The organism is Paenarthrobacter sp. NPDC091711 (genome assembly GCF_044756605.1).
Taxonomy (GTDB): Bacteria; Actinomycetota; Actinomycetes; order Actinomycetales; family Micrococcaceae; genus Arthrobacter.
Genome location: NZ_JBIVTF010000006.1, coordinates 197124 through 212763, shown reverse-complemented (window position 1 = coordinate 212763; position 15640 = coordinate 197124). Strand labels below are relative to the sequence as shown.

Sequence of the window (15640 nt, the reverse complement as noted above, 5' to 3'; positions counted from 1 at the left end):
GGGAGGGTTGGGCTAGACCGTCTGCAATGCGCCCAGTGCCCGCACCAGGGGCTCAAGTTCGGGCACGGAACCGGCGGCTTCCAGGGCGGACGCAAGAGTCTGGTCATGCACGGGCTTGGCCGCTTCGAGGAGCTTCTGGCCAGCCAGCGTCAGCTCGGTGTAAATGCCGCGGCGGTCGTCGGCGCACAGGATGCGCGTGAGCAGGCCCCGGTCCTCCAGGCGGTTGACCAGACGGGTAGTGGCGCTGCTGGACAGGGCGGTGGCGCGGGCCAGCTGCTGCATCCGCATATGCCAACCATCCTGGCGGCTGAGCGCATCCAGGACGGTGTACTCCACTACCGACAGGTCGCTCGCGGCCTGGAGGGCTTTCTCGAGCTCCGCTTCGATGCTTCCGTGCAGGGCGGCAAGGGTTCGCCAGCCCTGTGCGCGTACTTCGACGGCGTCATCCTTGATGCCCATGTGTGCTGTGCTCCTGACTTGATGTCGTGTGAATCGCGACGCATCGCAAAGTAGTTGCTTGCGCAAGTATCTAGCGTGTGCAACTATATATAGAGCGTCTGCAACTATTATTCTACGGTTCCCGACGACGCACTTCCACTTCCAGGCGGAACCGACCCATTTAAAGGAGCTCCACATGCCCGCAGGGTTGATCGCCCTTGCCCTCGGCGGATTCGGCATCGGACTGACCGAATTCGTGATCATGGGCCTCTTGCCGGAAGTTGCCGCCGATTTCCGCGTCAGCGAGGCTTCGGCAGGCTGGTTCATCTCCGGCTATGCCCTTAGCGTCACAGCCGGCGCACTGCTGGTGACGGCCGCAGTGACCAGGCTTCCGCGCAAACCGGTTCTCCTTGGCCTGCTCGTGTTGTTCATTGCCGGCAACTTCTTGTCCGCCGTTGCTGACAGCTACGCGGCCATGATGATCGGCCGTATCGTCGCCGCGCTCTGCCATGGCGCGTTCTTCGGCATCGGTTCAGTAGTAGCGGCGAGTCTGGTGCCTCCCCACAAAAAGGCCGGCGCCATCGCCATCATGTTCACCGGCCTTACCGCAGCCAACGTGCTGGGTGTTCCGTTCGGAACGCTTCTTGGCCAGAACTTCGGCTGGCGGTCAACGTTTTGGGCGATCACCGTCATCGGAGTCGTTGCCCTGCTGGGCATCGCGCTGATGGTCCCCGCATCCACCACGGAACCCACCAAGGGCCTTCGCAGCGAGCTGGGTGCCTTCGCGTCCGGTCAAGTGTGGCTGTCCATCATCGTCACCATCCTTGGATTTGGTGGCATGTTCGGTGCCTTCACCTACATTGCCTTCACTCTCACCGAGGTGTCCGGTTTCGAGTCCGGAGCCGTGCCGTGGCTCCTGGTGCTCTTTGGCGGCGGGCTGTTCGTTGGCAACTTCCTGGGTGGTAAGGCCGCGGACAAGGCGTTGGATAAGTCACTCATTGTCATCCTCGCCGGACTTGTGGCGGTGCTGATCTTCTTTGCCCTGACCGCTTCCAACAGCATCGCAACCCTGGTGTCGCTGGCGCTCATGGGCGGTTTCGGTTTTGCCACCGTCCCGGGGCTCCAAATGCGCGTGATGCACTTCGCCTCCACGGCACCCACGCTGGCATCCGGCGCGAACATCGGTGCCTTTAATCTGGGGAATGCCCTCGGAGCCTGGCTCGGCGGGGTCACTATCACCGCAGGACTCGGCTATACCTCGCCCATCTGGGCTGGAGCCGTCATCACCCTTGCCGCCCTGCTGGTGATGCTGGCTGCGGCTGCAGCAGCACGGCGCGGGGGACCTGCGGCACCTGCTGTAGCTCCCGACGTCGAACGCGAACCGCATGGGGCCACCATCGCCTGACGCCGGGCTGACATGCCTTGCAGGCAGGTCACCCTGCACAACGCAGAAGCCCGTCACGGACAATATCCGTGACGGGCTTCTTGGCGTCTCAAGCGTTGGGGGTGGTGTCCTGGGTTTCAGCTTCAGCGTTCTTCGCAGCACTGGCCTTTGCATCCCTGACGCGCTGGCTTTCTGCTTGCCTGAGCACTTTCATCTGCTTTCCCCTTCGCCGCCACAGCGCCCACAGAATGGTGACCGCAATGAAGATGAGAACAGCGGCAACGGCAGAAATGGCGGTCCAGGTGGTGAAGAATCCTGCATCCACGCTTAAGGTCCGCTGGCCGGCGTGGGCTGACTCCGTGCTGCCGAAGACGATGCCTGCAGTGAGCAGGTTGGGTGTGGCAATGGCGACAGCCACCAGGACGATAGCAATCTTCCAAGGCCAGGACACGGATTTGCGGGTGGCTTGCCAAGCCACGAGGAGCGGAATGAAAGTGAAAACGAACCCGTAGAACATGCCCACCAGGACACTGGCTCCCAGATCGCGCCGGACCTGCCCGGCGATGACATCGGACCACCAGCGGGGAAGGATGGCCCCGAGGATGAAGTAAGCGGCCACAGCGACAAGTGCTGCCACCAGGATCAGGATAATTTTTACGCCCACGTTGCGCTTTTTCTGAGCTGGTACTTGTGCTTGTTCGGTCATGGGTCAATCATGGCAGAGACCCCATCAGGCGCAGGGGAAATGTGCCTATACTTTCAGCGGTGGCCATCAGTAAGGGCCGCCGTCGAGGTTCGTAAATGTCCCGATGAAAGGCCACCAGTGAGCAATATTCCGGAAGAACTCTCCTACACCGCAGAACACGAATGGGTGACTGCTCCAGATGCCGACGGCGTGGTGCGCATTGGCATCACAGACTTCGCCCAGGACGCCTTGGGGGACGTTGTCTATGCCCAAATGCCCGAGCCGGGGACAAAGGTCACCGGAAATGAAGTTGTTGGCGAAGTGGAGTCCACAAAGAGCGTCAGCGATATCTATGCGCCGGTGACAGGCGAAGTCACCAATCGAAATGACGCCCTGGACACTGATCCGGCCCTGATTAACTCGGACCCGTACGGCGAGGGATGGCTTATTGAAGTAAAGCTTGCAGAAGCTGATGCAGTGGAATCCCTGCTCAGTGCGTCGGAGTACGAACAACAGGTAGGCTAAAGTTATCTGGCCCGTCAGGCTGCTTTCCTTAAACCGGAAAGCGGGACGGCGGGCCAGCAACCGATTTGCCCGGCGGTACCGGGAGGCGGAAGTGGCCGGCAGGGTTTGGAATTGCCGGCGGATGAGGAGGAAATTCCATGGTTGGCGGCGAACAGAATCAAGCCAATGTCGGGAACGGCGCGGAGGAACAGCCTACGTCGGAGACCACCTCGATCAGCATCACGCCAACGTGGGACGAGCCAAGCATTGCTCCCAAGTTGGCACCTGAAGAGCGTGCATCAGTAGACGCGCTTCCGCCGAACTCAGCATTGCTCATCGCGCACAGCGGCCCCAATGCCGGGGCCCGTTTCCTCTTGGATGCGGACACCACCACGGCGGGACGGCACCCGGATGCTGACATCTTCCTGGACGACGTCACGGTCTCCCGCAAGCACGTTCAGTTCATCCGGTCTGAATCCGGGTTCGAGCTGGTGGACATGGGAAGCCTGAACGGAACATACGTCAACCATGACCGTGTGGACCGAGTGCAGCTGAAGAGCGGCAACGAGGTTCAGATCGGCAAGTTCCGGTTGACCTACTACCTGAGCCCTGTTCGCGCAGCAGGCCAAGTCTGACGGGGTATCTGCCTGTGGCTATGGCCCAACAGGACCGTCGCGGACCGCAGGTCCTGAACATAGGGGAGGTTCTCGCTCAGCTGAGTGACGACTTTCCCGGCATGACGGCGTCCAAGATCCGATTTCTTGAGGAAAAAGGACTCATTAATCCGAAAAGGACCCCTGCCGGTTACCGTCAGTACACTGACAGCGATGTTGAGCGACTCCGGTTCGTCCTTGCCCTTCAGCGCGACCAGTACCTCCCGCTGAAGGTCATCAAGGATTATCTTGACGCAATCGACCGCGGCGAGAGGCCGGAGAACCTGCCTCCGGGTGTCACGGTGTCACCCAGGGTTGTATCGGCGGAGATGGCAGCGGAAGTGCAGGGTCGCGCCCGTGCCCTCACTGAAGAGCAGTTGCGCGCCGAGTCGGGCGCCAGCGTGCCGTTGCTTGAATCATTGCTGAGTTTCGGGCTGATCAGTCACGTGGGCGGCAAGTTTGATGAACATGCCCTTCAGGTGGCGCGGGCCTGTGTTCAGCTGGAAGGCCACGGCCTGGAGCCTCGGCACCTTCGGCCGTTCCAAGCTGCTGCTGAGCGGGAGTTCGGCTTGGTGGAGAGGGCCGTTGCACCCTTGACCTCGCGGCGGGATGCTGCGTCGCAGGCCCGGGCTGCTGAGGCCGCCCGCGAGATCAGCGATCTTTGCCTTACCTTGCACAGGGCCCTGGTGCACCACCGCATCTCCCGGATGGACAGCTGATGATCGAAGTCGAAATCGTTGGAGTCCGGATCGAGCTGCCTTCCAACCAGCCTTTGGTGCTCCTCCGGGAGATCAACGGAGAACGCCACGTTCCCATCTGGATCGGCACTCCTGAAGCCAGCGCCATTGCCCTGGCTCAGCAGGGCGTTGTCCCGCCGAGGCCCATGACGCACGATCTTTTGGTGGATGTTGTGGAGTCCTTGGGGCATTCCATCATCAGCGTGAACATTGTGGCTGTGGAAGACAACATCTTCTACGGACAGTTGCAGTTCGACGACGGTACGGTAGTAAGTTCGCGCGCTTCTGACGCCTTGGCCCTTGCATTGCGCGCGAAGTGCCGCATCTGGTGCGCCGATGCTGTGATGGAGGAAGCCGGCGTGCGCATTACCGAGCACGATGAAGGCGAGGACTCGGAGCCGGATCCCGCAGTGGACGAGGAGCGCGAAATGCGCCGTTTCCGCGAGTTCCTGGATGACGTGGAACCGGAAGATTTCGAAGGTTGATCCACCCTAAGCCTAAAGTTGAGGGTGAAACTTTCGACACGACCGGATTTTCGGTCCAAGGTCTTTGACCTCGGCGCCTGACGGGCCTAACGTCGAAGTTATCAAGTTCCCGTTGCATACACTGCCTGCGCAAGTCACACTGGAAGGTGCGGACTTGCGGGAATTACACTGCTGCATTTCGCCGTTGTATCAGTGTATGCACCGTCCCCAAGGGAACTGAGAACAAGGAGGTCACGTGAGTCCGAAAGGCGAAGCAGGCGAGCTGAAGCAGTCCTCTGCCGGTATTGCTGCGCCCGCATCCGGCGCCCAAGGTTTGCTCTTCACGGAGGACCTTCCTGTGCTGGACGAGGACGCGGGTTACCGCGGCCCCACCGCATGCAAAGCTGCAGGCATCACCTACCGCCAGCTCGACTACTGGGCACGCACGGGCCTGGTTGAGCCTGCCGTCCGCGGCGCTGCCGGCTCCGGTTCACAACGGCTCTATGGCTTCCGCGACATCCTGGTTCTCAAAGTGGTCAAGCGTCTCCTTGACACCGGCGTATCACTCCAGCAGATCCGCACCGCCGTTGAACACCTCCGCGAGCGGGGTGTTGAAGACCTGGCGCAGATCACCCTGATGAGCGATGGTGCCAGCGTCTACGAATGTACATCTGCTGATGAGGTCATCGACCTCGTTCAAGGCGGACAAGGCGTCTTCGGCATCGCCGTAGGCCGCGTATGGCGGGAAGTAGAGGGAAGCCTGGCTGCGCTTCCCAGCGAGCATGCTGGTGAGCAGTCGTTTCCCGACGACGAACTGAGCAAGCGACGCGTCGCGCGCCGCATCAGCTAAACGCCTGGCAGAACATAAGAATTAACGACGAAAGGCCTCTTCCCAGCAGGGTGGAGGCCTTTCGTTTTGCCTGGTAAGGCGTTGATTCGTCGCTAGCGCTGGCGGCGGTCCCGCAGGGAGGATTGTCCGGCCAGGAGGCTCTCGAGCAGGGCATCGAAGAGTTTGGCGGCATTCTTCGCCGAGTCCCCGGGCCAGTGATGGACGGAATGGGCCGCGCCCTGGATCTGCTGCCAGTTGGCTTGCTCCGGAATATGAGGGGTCAGCAGCAGCTCGCCGAACATGGATTCCATCTCAGCCAAGCGGAATGTGTGCTCAGCGGATCCGGTACGTACTCTGTTGGCCACAATGCCCGCCGGTGCCAGGTTGGGGGCGAACTCCTGCCGGAACAGCTGAATGGCACGCATGGTGCGTTCCGTGCCGGCAACAGAGAAGAGCCCGGGCTCGGCCACGAGTACTACGCGGTCGCTGGCGCTCCACGCCATGCGCGTTAGTCCGTTGAGTGAGGGAGGGCAGTCGACGAGGACGAGCTCGTAATTGCCAGCCCCGGCCAGCACTGCGGAAAGCCTGCGGAGGTCGCGCCGGCCCAAATCCGGGCGGTCGTAGATTCCCGTGAAGGCCGAACCGACTGCTACGTCCAAGGTCCCGTTGCTTGAGCCGTTGGAAACCCAGCTACTGCCGGCAACATTGCCGGCGAGGTTGGCTTTTCGGGGGCTTTTCAGCATCCGGCCGATGTCCAGTTGATCGCTTGGTTGAACGCCAAGGGCCGTGGTGGCGTCGGCGTGCGGATCGAGATCCACCACCAAGGTGGAAATACCGGCTGCGAGGGCCGCGGACGCCAGGCCGGTGGTCACGGACGTCTTTCCCACTCCACCCTTGAGGCTGCTGATGCTGACTACTTGCACTTGAAAACCCAAAACCTAACGCCGGTTGCCGTGTCGCGCTGATTCGCTCCGGAAGCACCGGAGCCGGGGCTTGCCGAAGCCCCCCCAACATCATATGGTGCATCGCGGTCGATTCCCGCTTTCTACGCGCCCGGCCGCCCGGGATGCCGCAGGGCAATAGCACGCCGTCTGGTCGCGCGCACGCATATACAGCCCACATGACGATTCCTTTGTGATGGTTGCCACAAAGATTTGTGTTTGATGCTGGCGGCACTACACACTGTGACCACCGACCGATCCACCCGCAATGATGCAGGAGAAGTATGTTTTCGAAAATTCTGGTGGCCAATCGCGGCGAAATCGCGATCAGGGCGTTTCGCGCTGGTTATGAACTGGGCGCCAAGACCGTAGCCGTCTTTCCGCATGAGGACCGTAACTCGATCCACCGGCAGAAGGCCGACGAAGCTTACCTGATCGGCGAGGTGGGCCATCCCGTCCGCGCCTACCTGGACGTAGAGGAGGTTGTCCGCGTCGCCAAAGAAGCCGGCGCTGACGCCATTTACCCCGGCTACGGCTTCCTGTCCGAGAACCCGGACCTCGCCCGTGCCGCCAAGGCAGCAGGAATTACCTTTGTGGGTCCGCCCGCGGAAGTCCTGGAGCTCGCAGGCAACAAGGTTGCCGCTTTGGAGGCCGCGCGCAAGGCAGGCGTCCCCGTCCTGAAGTCGAGCAAGCCCTCCAAGGACCTTGACGAGCTCATCGCCGCAGCTGACGAGATCGGCTTCCCGATCTTCGCCAAGGCTGTCGCCGGTGGCGGTGGCCGCGGTATGCGCCGCGTGGAGACCCGCGAAGCACTCCCTGAAGCATTGCAGTCCGCCATGCGGGAAGCTGATGCAGCCTTTGGCGATCCCACCATGTTCCTTGAGCAGGCCGTCCTGCGTCCCCGCCACATTGAAGTGCAGATCCTGGCTGACGCCGAAGGCAACGTCATGCACCTCTTTGAGCGCGACTGTTCGCTGCAGCGCCGTCACCAGAAAGTGGTGGAGATCGCTCCTGCACCGAACCTGGATGAGAACATCCGCCAGGCCCTCTACCGGGATGCGGTGGCCTTCGCCAAGGCCCTGAACTATGTCAACGCCGGAACTGTGGAGTTCCTGGTGGACACGGAGGGGGAGCGGGCCGGTCAGCACGTCTTCATTGAGATGAATCCCCGCATCCAGGTTGAGCACACCGTCACTGAGGAAATCACCGATGTGGACCTCGTGCAGGCGCAGATGCGCATCGCTTCGGGTGAAACCCTTGCGGATCTGGGGCTGAGTCAGGATTCGGTGTCCATCAAGGGCGCTGCCCTCCAGTGCCGTATCACCACGGAAGACCCCTCCAACGGCTTCCGCCCCGACGTCGGAAAGATCACCGGCTACCGTTCCGCTGGTGGCGCTGGTGTAAGGCTCGACGGCGGCACGGTCTACTCGGGTGCCGAGATCAGCCCTCACTTTGACTCCATGCTGGTCAAGCTGACCTGCCGTGGCCGTGACTACCCGGCGGCTGTGGCCCGTGCGCGTCGTGGCCTGGCCGAGTTCCGCATCCGTGGCGTGTCCACCAACATTCCCTTCCTTCAGGCAGTGCTGGCGGACCCGGACTTCAACGCCGGAAACGTGGCCACGGACTTCATCGACAAGCGCCCTGAGCTGCTCAAGTCGCACATCTCCGCGGACCGCGGAACCAAGCTGCTGACGTGGCTTGCCGAGGTTACCGTGAATAAGCCGAACGGCGAGCTCAAGGTCCATTCCGATCCCGCCAGCAAGCTGCCCGCCATCGATGGGCCGGTTCCCGCGTCAGGTTCCCGCCAGAAGTTGATTGAACTTGGGCCGGAAGGCTTCGCGAAGGCACTTCGTGAACAGCAGGCGCTGGCCGTCACGGACACCACCTTCCGTGACGCACACCAGTCACTGCTGGCAACACGTGTCCGTACCCGCGACCTCGTGGCTGCGGGGCCCGCAGTCACTGCCCTCATGCCGGAACTGCTTTCGGTGGAGGCGTGGGGCGGTGCAACGTACGACGTCGCGCTCCGCTTCCTGGGTGAGGACCCGTGGGACCGTTTGGCTGCTTTGCGCAAGGCGTTGCCGAACACCTGTATCCAGATGCTGCTCCGCGGCCGCAACACTGTGGGCTACACCCCGTACCCGGAAGAAGTGACTGAGGCTTTCGTCAACGAGGCCGCTGCCACGGGCATCGACATCTTCCGTATCTTTGACGCCCTCAACGACGTCAACCAGATGGCCCCCGCCATCCGGGCCGTACGTGCCACCGGGACGGCCGTTGCGGAAGTTGCCCTGTGCTACACCGGCAACCTTCTGGACCCCAACGAGGACCTGTACACCCTCGACTACTACCTGGGCCTGGCCCAGAAGATCGTCGACGCCGGTGCACACATCCTGGCCATCAAGGACATGGCAGGACTCCTGCGTCCGGCCGCTGCCGCGAAGTTGGTGTCGGCGCTCCGTGAGCGCTTCGACCTCCCCGTGCACCTGCACACGCACGACACCGCGGGCGGCCAGCTGGCCACTTTGCTTGCGGCAGTCGACGCAGGCGTGGACGCCGTTGACGTGGCAGCGGCCTCCCTGGCCGGCACAACCAGCCAGCCAGCAGCGTCCGCCTTGGTTGCTGCCTTGGCCAACACGCCCCGCGATACCGGGCTGAGCCTGGCCAACGTTGGCGCGCTCGAGCCCTACTGGGAAGCTGTACGCCGCGTCTACGCCCCCTTCGAATCCGGTCTCCCGGGTCCCACAGGACGCGTCTACCAGCACGAAATCCCTGGCGGCCAGCTCTCCAACCTTCGCCAACAGGCCATCGCCCTTGGTCTCGGTGAGCAGTTTGAGGCCATCGAGGACATGTACACGGCGGCCGACCGCATCCTTGGCCGCTTGGTCAAGGTCACGCCGTCCTCCAAGGTCGTGGGCGATCTCGCGTTGCACCTCGTCGGACTCAACGCCGATCCCGCGGATTTCAACGAGAACCCGCAGAACTACGACATCCCTGATTCCGTCATCGGCTTCCTCTCCGGCGAACTCGGTGATCCTCCCGGAGGCTGGCCCGAGCCGTTCCGCACCAAGGCCCTTCAAGGCCGCAGCGTCAAGGTGCGCGACGCCGAGATCAGTGCCGAGGACAGCGCAGCGCTGAAGGGCGACTCCAAGACGCGGCAGCACACGCTGAACCGTTTGCTCTTCGCTGGACCCACCAAGGATTACCTGAAGAGCGTGGACACCTACGGGAACATCTCCGTGCTGGATACCCGTGACTACCTGTACGGCCTCCAGCAGGGGGCAGAGCACGTCATCGAGCTGGAGAAGGGCGTCCGCCTCATTGCCCAGCTTGAGGCTGTTTCAGAAGCCGATGAGAAGGGCATGCGCACAGTGATGTGCACGCTCAACGGCCAGTCCCGGCCGGTTGTTGTCCGTGACCGTTCGGTGGTGAGCAACGTCAAGGCTGCTGAGAAGGCAGATCCGGCACAGCCGGGTCAGGTTGCGGCGCCGTTTGCCGGGGCAGTTACGGTAACGGTCAAGGTAGGCGATGCAGTGAACGCCGGCGATACCGTCGCCACCATTGAGGCGATGAAGATGGAAGCATCCATCACGACGCCGGTGGCGGGCACCATCTCACGCCTCGCCATTTCCTCTGTGGAGCAGGTCCAAGGCGGCGACTTGCTGCTGGTGATCGGCTAGCCGAACACGCAAAAGTACCCCGTCCGGAATCCGGACGGGGTACTTTTTTGATTCCCGGTTGCTAGGAAGCGCGGGGTGCTGAGTACATTTCCTCAATGACGGCGTCGAAGTCCTTCATGACCTGCGCGCGCTTGACCTTGAGGGACGGTGTCAGGTGCCCTGAGGCTTCAGTAAAGTCCGCCGGGACAATCCTGAAGGACTTGATGGCCTCGGCCTGGGAGACGGACTGGTTGGCCTTGCTGATGAGCTCCTGGACTGCGGCCTTCACCACCGCATGGTCAGTGGCTTCTGCGAGCGTGGTGCCCGCCGGCAGTCCGTGGCGGTCCAACCAGCCCGGGAGCGCTTCTTCATCCAGGGTGACCAAAGCTCCGATGAACGGCCGGTTGTCGCCCACCACCAGAACCTGGGAAACCAAGGCATCAGCGCGGATCTGGTCCTCCAGCAGGGCAGGAACCACGTTCTTACCGCTTGCGGTAACAATGATTTCCTTCTTGCGGCCAGTGATCTTGAGGAAGCCGTTGCTGTCCAGTTCGCCGATGTCTCCGGTGCGGAACCAGCCGTCAACGAACGTTTCGGCCGTCAGGTCTTCACGGTTGTAGTAGCCGCGCATCACGCAGACGCCCTTGGCGAGGATTTCGCCGTCGTCGGCGATCTTCACCGAGTTGCCAGGGAGCGGGGCGCCTACGGTGCCGATCCTGATCATGGAGGGGGTGTTCACCGAGATGGGGGCAGTGGTCTCAGTGAGGCCGTAACCCTCCAGGATCTGCAGGCCGATGCCTTGGAAGAAGTGGCCCAGGCGTTCACCCAAGGGGCCGCCACCGGAGACGGCGTGCGCAACCTGGCCGCCCATGGCGGCACGGAGCTTCCCGTAGACAAGTTTGTCGAACACGGCATGCTTGAGCTTCAAACCAAGACCCAGCGAACCGGCCTCGCGCGCCTTGGAGTAGGCGATCGCAGTATCCACTGCCCGGTGGAAGATGGCACCCTTGCCGCCGTCCTCCGCCTTGGTCAATGCCGAGTTGTAAACCTTCTCGAAGACCCGGGGTACAGCCAGGATGAACGTCGGCTGGAAGCTCTGGAGGTCAGCCAGCAGATTCTTGATGTCCGGGGTGTGTGCCACCTGGACGCCGCCGGCCACGGCCAGCACGGAAATGAAGCGTGCAAAGACGTGGGCCAGGGGGAGGAACATGATGGTCTTGCCCGATTCGTTAATGATCTCGGGCAACGAAGCACGGGCGTTTTCGGACAGTTCCACAAAGTTGCCGTGCGTCAGCTCGCAGCCTTTGGGCCTGCCAGTGGTGCCGGAGGTGTAAATGATGGTGGCGAGGTCCTTGAGGCCGGCCGCGGAACGGCGGGACTCAAGTTCGTCGTCGGGGACGCCGGCGCCAGCAGCCCGCAGGGCATCGAGTCCGGCACCCTCAAGCTGCCAGACGTTGGCCACGGACGTGATGTCCTCCGCGGCCACGGCCTGGCGGATGATGTCCTCGTGGTGAGCCGCTTCGCCGAAGGCAGCCACAGCACCGGAGTCACCGAGGTTCCATGCCACTTGCGAAGGGGATGACGTCTCGTAGATCGGGACGGAGACGGCTCCGGCAAACCAAATGGCGAAGTCCACAAGGGACCACTCGTAGCGGGTGCGGGACATGATGCCCACACGGTCGCCTGCAGCAACACCACTGGCGATGAGGCCTTTAGCCAACGCCCGAACATCCTCAAGGAAGTCCTTGGCGCGGATGTCCTGCCACTGCCCACTCTTGTCCAGCTTGGAGAAAAGAGCAGGGTTGGATGCTTTTTCTGCCTCGCGGATCACGAAGTCCGTGATGTTGGTTTCCGGGGCGATGTTCACGAGGGGAGGAACACTTATTTCACGCACGGGTAGCTCCTTTGATATCCACGGGCCACGAGGGGCTGCTTTCACTCTAGTATGCCCGCTCGAGCTGGTGTGTTCTATTTCACCTACTGGCGAGTAACTTTACGGATGAGCAGTCATTTCAAGCAAATGGGGCCCTTCTTCGCCGTGCAATGCGGATGCCACTCTGCCCTCCGGAATAAGATGATGGGATGCCCGCACTACGGTCCAGTTCCCTGGTCAGACCCAAGTCCCCGGCCTCGGCGTGGAGGGATGCGCCCTGGGCCGCCCGGCGGAGCCATTTAGGCCGCCGCGGCCTGGCGATCGGGATTGACATTGGCGGCACCAAAGTGGCTGCCGGAGTAGTGGACGCCGAGGGCCGGGTCCTCGCCGAAGCCCGTAGATCCACGCCGGGCGCAGACCCTCGTGCCGTCGAGCAGACCATCGTGGAACTCGTGAACGAACTCAGTGCAGGCCACCGGATCGCTACGGTAGGAATCGGCGCCGCGGGATGGATGGACCTCGACGGCGGCACGGTACTGTTCAGCCCGCACCTGGCCTGGCGCAACGAGCCCTTGAGGGACAGCCTCCAGAAGTTACTCAGGCGACCTGTCCTCCTGACCAACGACGCCGACGCCGCGGCGTGGGCGGAATGGCGCTTTGGCGCAGGCCAAGGCGAAAGTCGCCTGGTATGCATCACGCTGGGCACGGGAATTGGCGGAGCCATGGTCATGGATGGCCGGGTGGAGCGTGGACGCTACGGCGTGGCCGGGGAATTCGGACACCAGATTATTTTCCCCGGGGGACACCGCTGCGAATGCGGCAACCGCGGTTGCTGGGAGCAGTACGCCTCAGGCAACGCCCTGGGACGGGAAGCCAGGCAACTGGTACGAACCAATTCCCCGGCTGGTTGCGCACTGTTGGAAAAGGCGGGAGGGACCGCAGAGAACCTGTCCGGGGCGGCCGTGACCTCGCTGGCGCTCGCGGGCGATGCCACCTCGCGGGAACTCATTGCGGACCAGGGCGAATGGCTGGGGTTGGGGTTGGCCAACCTCGCGGCGGCGCTGGATCCCGGGATGTTTGTCATCGGCGGAGGCCTGTGCGACGCGGGGGAGTTACTGGCCGGTCCGGCCCGCGAGTCATTCGCAAAGAACCTGACCGGGCGGGGTTTTCGGCCCATGGCCAGGATAGAACTCGCGGCCCTCGGTCCGCGCGCAGGCATGATCGGCGCGGCAGACCTGTCCCGGGTCAGTGGCCGGGCGCGAAGCTAGCAGCTAGAGGCGGGCGCCGTCGTCGTCCTCATTCTTTTCCTGCGGAAGCCGCATGATCAGGTAAACCACCGATGCCACGAAAACAGCCACGATGCCCAGCGTGGCTGTCAATGGCGCGGACCTCCAGAACATGGCGGTGAAGAGCAGGGCGATCGGTCCGCCCACCGCACCAAACCATGCCAGCATGACCAATGGTTCAGTTCCCGCCAAGCTCGGGGGGTCTTCGGGAATGAACGTGTGGTCCTCGTCCTCCACCTCGAAGTCACGGGGTCCGGACGGCCTCCCAGCTGCTTCGGCGTCTGCAGGGGCTGTTTCAGCATCGGACTCCGGTTCCTGTGCCGGGGTGGAGAGTCCCAATGGATCAAAGTCCTTGAAGCTCCGGCCATGCCCGGGCTGCAGATGCTCCGCTTCGGTGACCTGGCCCTCCAGGCTGTCTTCAGGCAGTTCCCCGGCCGGGCCGGACTGTGTAGCCTCCAACCGGGACACAAGATCCAGCCACACGGCGTCGTCGTCCTTGTTGGCGCTTTGATCAGCTGAATTGGGATCAGGCCTGTTCATGGGCTGTGTCCTTTTCGGAGGAAGGCCCGTGCCCGGCCAAGGCCGCTACGGTCTTTTGAATGAACTCGACGGACCCGGCAAAAATCTCCGGCGCATCATTGTCCAGGGTGGCTACATGGCGGCTGTTGTGGAGATAAGTGACCTCCACCGGCGCCTGAACCCGGGAACGGAGGAAGTCCAGGCTCGCGGTGGAGATCACGTTGTCCACTGTTGACTTGTAGACCCGGACGGGTGAGCTGATGCGGGGCAGGATCGCCGCTGTATCTTTGTACATCTTCTTCAACTGGTGAGCGGCCGCGACGGGGGTGCGGGCGTAAGCGCCCTCGTCCTGGTCCGGTTTGAGGATGTCATTGGCGATCGAAGGGGTGGTTTTCACTACGTACTTGAGCGCAGCTACGATCACAGCCCGGGGATCGTCAAGGACCAGCCCCGGGTTCACCACCACTGTTCCTGCCACAGGACGGGTGGCTGCGATCCGCAACGCCAACGTTCCACCCATGGACAAACCCGCAGAGAAAACGTAGTCGCACTCGGAAGCCAGCTCGAGATAAGCATCGTCCACGGCACGGTGCCACTCGCGCCATGAGCGGTTGGCCATGTCCTGCCACGACGTCCCGTGCCCAGGCAGCAGAGGCAGCCTGACGGCATAGCCGGCCTCTGCAAGGTGTTGGGCCCACGGCCTGACGCTGTGGGGGCTCCCTGTGAATCCGTGGGACAGGACGACGCCAACGCGCGGCCCAACCCCATTCCAGCTGCTATGGAACGGCGAGAAATCCGGGAGCATTTTCATGATGACTCTGAGGCTACTCTGTCACCGGCGTGCTGACGGAAAAAGTGGGCCGATTCTTCAAAAATGGTGGGTGCATCAACATCCAAGGTGGCCACATGCCCGCTGTGGGGAAGGGTGACCACCTTCAGGCGCGAGGATGAAATGTATTTGCTGATGGTGGCCACTGAACTGGGCGGAATGACACCATCCACCGAGGACTTGAACACCAGGGCGGGGGCCTCAACATGGGGCAAACCCCGGGTGGCCGCGCGGAAGAGCTTCTTGAGTTCATGCACCGACTGCAGTGGCGTCTTGGAATAGTCGCCGGTTTCAGCGGTGGCCGGGGCTGGTGAGTCCTCCTCTATGGGAGTGGTGGTCCTCATGACGTACTTGAGGGCGCCCACATACTTCACCCTGCGGTCATAGAAGCTGAGGCCCGGATTGACCAGAACCAGACCGGAAACATCGTGCAGTGAGGCTACCCGAAGGGCAAGTGCGCCTCCCATGGACAGCCCTGCCACGAAACAGCTCTCAGTCTTTTCGGCGAGGTCCAGGTAGCTCTGCTCGAAGGTCCGGTACCAGTCCTGCCAACGCGTGGTTGCGAGATCCTGCCAACTGGTGCCGTGGCCGGGGAGGAGAGGCACGGAAACAGCAAATCCCTGGGAGGCCAAGTACTCAGCCCAAGGGAGCATGCTGAGAGGGCTTCCTGTGAATCCATGGCATATCGCCACGCCTGTGGAGGCATTGGGTCCATGCCCCTCATGGTGGAATGCGAGCGGCGCAGCGGGTGAAGAGCGTTCCGTCATGTGTCCCATCGTGTCACTTCTCCGGACATTTCTCACTGGAGTAGGGTTGCTGTTGAGTGCCGGCCGGGTTGC

The 15640-nt window shown here is 62.4% G+C and carries 15 protein-coding genes; 8 read left to right on the top strand and 7 right to left on the bottom strand.

The annotated features are described in order from the left end of the window. Window positions 1-12 precede the first annotated feature (12 nt). A complete protein-coding gene (locus tag ACIQH5_RS12065; protein ID WP_400403464.1) occupies window positions 13-459 on the bottom strand; it encodes a MarR family winged helix-turn-helix transcriptional regulator in 447 nt (148 codons plus the stop codon). Window positions 460-634: 175 nt separating this feature from the next. Here ACIQH5_RS12065 and ACIQH5_RS12060 point away from each other — a divergent pair, with 175 nt between their 5' ends. Continuing rightward, on the top strand, window positions 635-1843 hold the full coding sequence (locus ACIQH5_RS12060) for an MFS transporter (RefSeq protein ID WP_400403461.1): 1209 nt from the start codon (window positions 635-637) through the stop codon (window positions 1841-1843). 88 nt (window positions 1844-1931) lie between these two features. Here the strand turns inward: ACIQH5_RS12060 and ACIQH5_RS12055 are convergent, their stop codons facing one another. Further along, window positions 1932-2528 (bottom strand): hypothetical protein, encoded by a 597-nt coding sequence (locus tag ACIQH5_RS12055; protein ID WP_400403458.1) that lies wholly within the window; start codon window positions 2526-2528, stop codon window positions 1932-1934. 117 nt (window positions 2529-2645) lie between these two features. Here ACIQH5_RS12055 and gcvH point away from each other — a divergent pair, with 117 nt between their 5' ends. From gcvH to ACIQH5_RS12030, 5 genes are all read left to right on the top strand, one after another. Beyond that, window positions 2646-3032 (top strand): glycine cleavage system protein GcvH, encoded by a 387-nt coding sequence (gcvH, locus tag ACIQH5_RS12050; RefSeq protein ID WP_024820444.1) that lies wholly within the window; start codon window positions 2646-2648, stop codon window positions 3030-3032. A 137-nt stretch (window positions 3033-3169) separates the two neighbouring features. Continuing rightward, on the top strand, window positions 3170-3646 hold the full coding sequence (locus ACIQH5_RS12045) for an FHA domain-containing protein (protein WP_105690812.1): 477 nt from the start codon (window positions 3170-3172) through the stop codon (window positions 3644-3646). Between the two features lie 20 nt (window positions 3647-3666). Then, window positions 3667-4383 carry a MerR family transcriptional regulator gene (locus ACIQH5_RS12040; protein WP_400403455.1) on the top strand — a complete coding sequence of 239 codons (717 nt, stop codon included), beginning with the start codon at window positions 3667-3669 and terminating at the stop codon, window positions 4381-4383. Continuing rightward, window positions 4383-4886, top strand: a complete 504-nt coding sequence (locus tag ACIQH5_RS12035) for a bifunctional nuclease family protein (RefSeq protein ID WP_017200817.1) — start codon at window positions 4383-4385, stop codon at window positions 4884-4886. Before ACIQH5_RS12040 ends, ACIQH5_RS12035 begins: the two co-directional genes overlap by 1 nt. A gap of 235 nt (window positions 4887-5121) precedes the next feature. Beyond that, window positions 5122-5715 (top strand): MerR family transcriptional regulator, encoded by a 594-nt coding sequence (locus tag ACIQH5_RS12030; protein WP_062067841.1) that lies wholly within the window; start codon window positions 5122-5124, stop codon window positions 5713-5715. Between the two features lie 92 nt (window positions 5716-5807). Here the strand turns inward: ACIQH5_RS12030 and ACIQH5_RS12025 are convergent, their stop codons facing one another. Then, window positions 5808-6617 (bottom strand): ParA family protein, encoded by an 810-nt coding sequence (locus ACIQH5_RS12025; RefSeq protein WP_400403452.1) that lies wholly within the window; start codon window positions 6615-6617, stop codon window positions 5808-5810. 302 nt (window positions 6618-6919) lie between these two features. Here ACIQH5_RS12025 and ACIQH5_RS12020 point away from each other — a divergent pair, with 302 nt between their 5' ends. Further along, window positions 6920-10315 carry a pyruvate carboxylase gene (locus ACIQH5_RS12020; protein WP_400403449.1) on the top strand — a complete coding sequence of 1132 codons (3396 nt, stop codon included), beginning with the start codon at window positions 6920-6922 and terminating at the stop codon, window positions 10313-10315. Between the two features lie 61 nt (window positions 10316-10376). On the opposite strand, the gene ACIQH5_RS12015 is transcribed toward ACIQH5_RS12020, so the two are convergent. Continuing rightward, a complete protein-coding gene (locus ACIQH5_RS12015) occupies window positions 10377-12188 on the bottom strand; it encodes an AMP-dependent synthetase/ligase (RefSeq protein ID WP_400403446.1) in 1812 nt (603 codons plus the stop codon). A 188-nt stretch (window positions 12189-12376) separates the two neighbouring features. Here ACIQH5_RS12015 and ACIQH5_RS12010 point away from each other — a divergent pair, with 188 nt between their 5' ends. Further along, window positions 12377-13435 carry an ROK family protein gene (locus tag ACIQH5_RS12010; RefSeq protein WP_400403443.1) on the top strand — a complete coding sequence of 353 codons (1059 nt, stop codon included), beginning with the start codon at window positions 12377-12379 and terminating at the stop codon, window positions 13433-13435. 3 nt (window positions 13436-13438) lie between these two features. Here the strand turns inward: ACIQH5_RS12010 and ACIQH5_RS12005 are convergent, their stop codons facing one another. From ACIQH5_RS12005 to ACIQH5_RS11995, 3 genes are read right to left on the bottom strand one after another with little or no spacing between them, the layout of a single operon-like run. Next, the gene (locus ACIQH5_RS12005) at window positions 13439-13993 is read right to left on the bottom strand and encodes a hypothetical protein (RefSeq protein ID WP_400403440.1); all 555 of its coding nucleotides are present in this window, start codon (window positions 13991-13993) and stop codon (window positions 13439-13441) included. Further along, entirely contained in the window at window positions 13980-14783 is an 804-nt protein-coding gene (locus tag ACIQH5_RS12000; RefSeq protein ID WP_400403437.1) for an alpha/beta hydrolase, read from the bottom strand. The genes ACIQH5_RS12005 and ACIQH5_RS12000 overlap by 14 nt, the downstream gene beginning before the upstream one ends. Further along, a complete protein-coding gene (locus tag ACIQH5_RS11995; protein ID WP_400403434.1) occupies window positions 14780-15568 on the bottom strand; it encodes an alpha/beta hydrolase in 789 nt (262 codons plus the stop codon). The genes ACIQH5_RS12000 and ACIQH5_RS11995 overlap by 4 nt, the downstream gene beginning before the upstream one ends. Window positions 15569-15640: the final 72 nt, after the last annotated feature.

Excerpts from the sequence above, each read along its gene's own strand:
- ACIQH5_RS12005 (WP_400403440.1), bottom strand. The coding sequence starts at position 13,993 with ATGAACAGGCCTGATCCCAATTCAGCTGATCAAAGCGCCAACAAGGAC.
- ACIQH5_RS12060 (WP_400403461.1), top strand. The coding sequence starts at position 635 with ATGCCCGCAGGGTTGATCGCCCTTGCCCTCGGCGGATTCGGCATCGGA.
- ACIQH5_RS11995 (WP_400403434.1), bottom strand. The coding sequence starts at position 15,568 with ATGACGGAACGCTCTTCACCCGCTGCGCCGCTCGCATTCCACCATGAG.
- ACIQH5_RS12065 (WP_400403464.1), bottom strand. The coding sequence starts at position 459 with ATGGGCATCAAGGATGACGCCGTCGAAGTACGCGCACAGGGCTGGCGA.
- ACIQH5_RS12000 (WP_400403437.1), bottom strand. The coding sequence starts at position 14,783 with ATGAAAATGCTCCCGGATTTCTCGCCGTTCCATAGCAGCTGGAATGGG.
- ACIQH5_RS12045 (WP_105690812.1), top strand. The coding sequence starts at position 3,170 with ATGGTTGGCGGCGAACAGAATCAAGCCAATGTCGGGAACGGCGCGGAG.
- ACIQH5_RS12020 (WP_400403449.1), top strand. The coding sequence starts at position 6,920 with ATGTTTTCGAAAATTCTGGTGGCCAATCGCGGCGAAATCGCGATCAGG.
- ACIQH5_RS12035 (WP_017200817.1), top strand. The coding sequence starts at position 4,383 with ATGATCGAAGTCGAAATCGTTGGAGTCCGGATCGAGCTGCCTTCCAAC.
- ACIQH5_RS12010 (WP_400403443.1), top strand. The coding sequence starts at position 12,377 with ATGCCCGCACTACGGTCCAGTTCCCTGGTCAGACCCAAGTCCCCGGCC.
- ACIQH5_RS12040 (WP_400403455.1), top strand. The coding sequence starts at position 3,667 with ATGGCCCAACAGGACCGTCGCGGACCGCAGGTCCTGAACATAGGGGAG.
- ACIQH5_RS12055 (WP_400403458.1), bottom strand. The coding sequence starts at position 2,528 with ATGACCGAACAAGCACAAGTACCAGCTCAGAAAAAGCGCAACGTGGGC.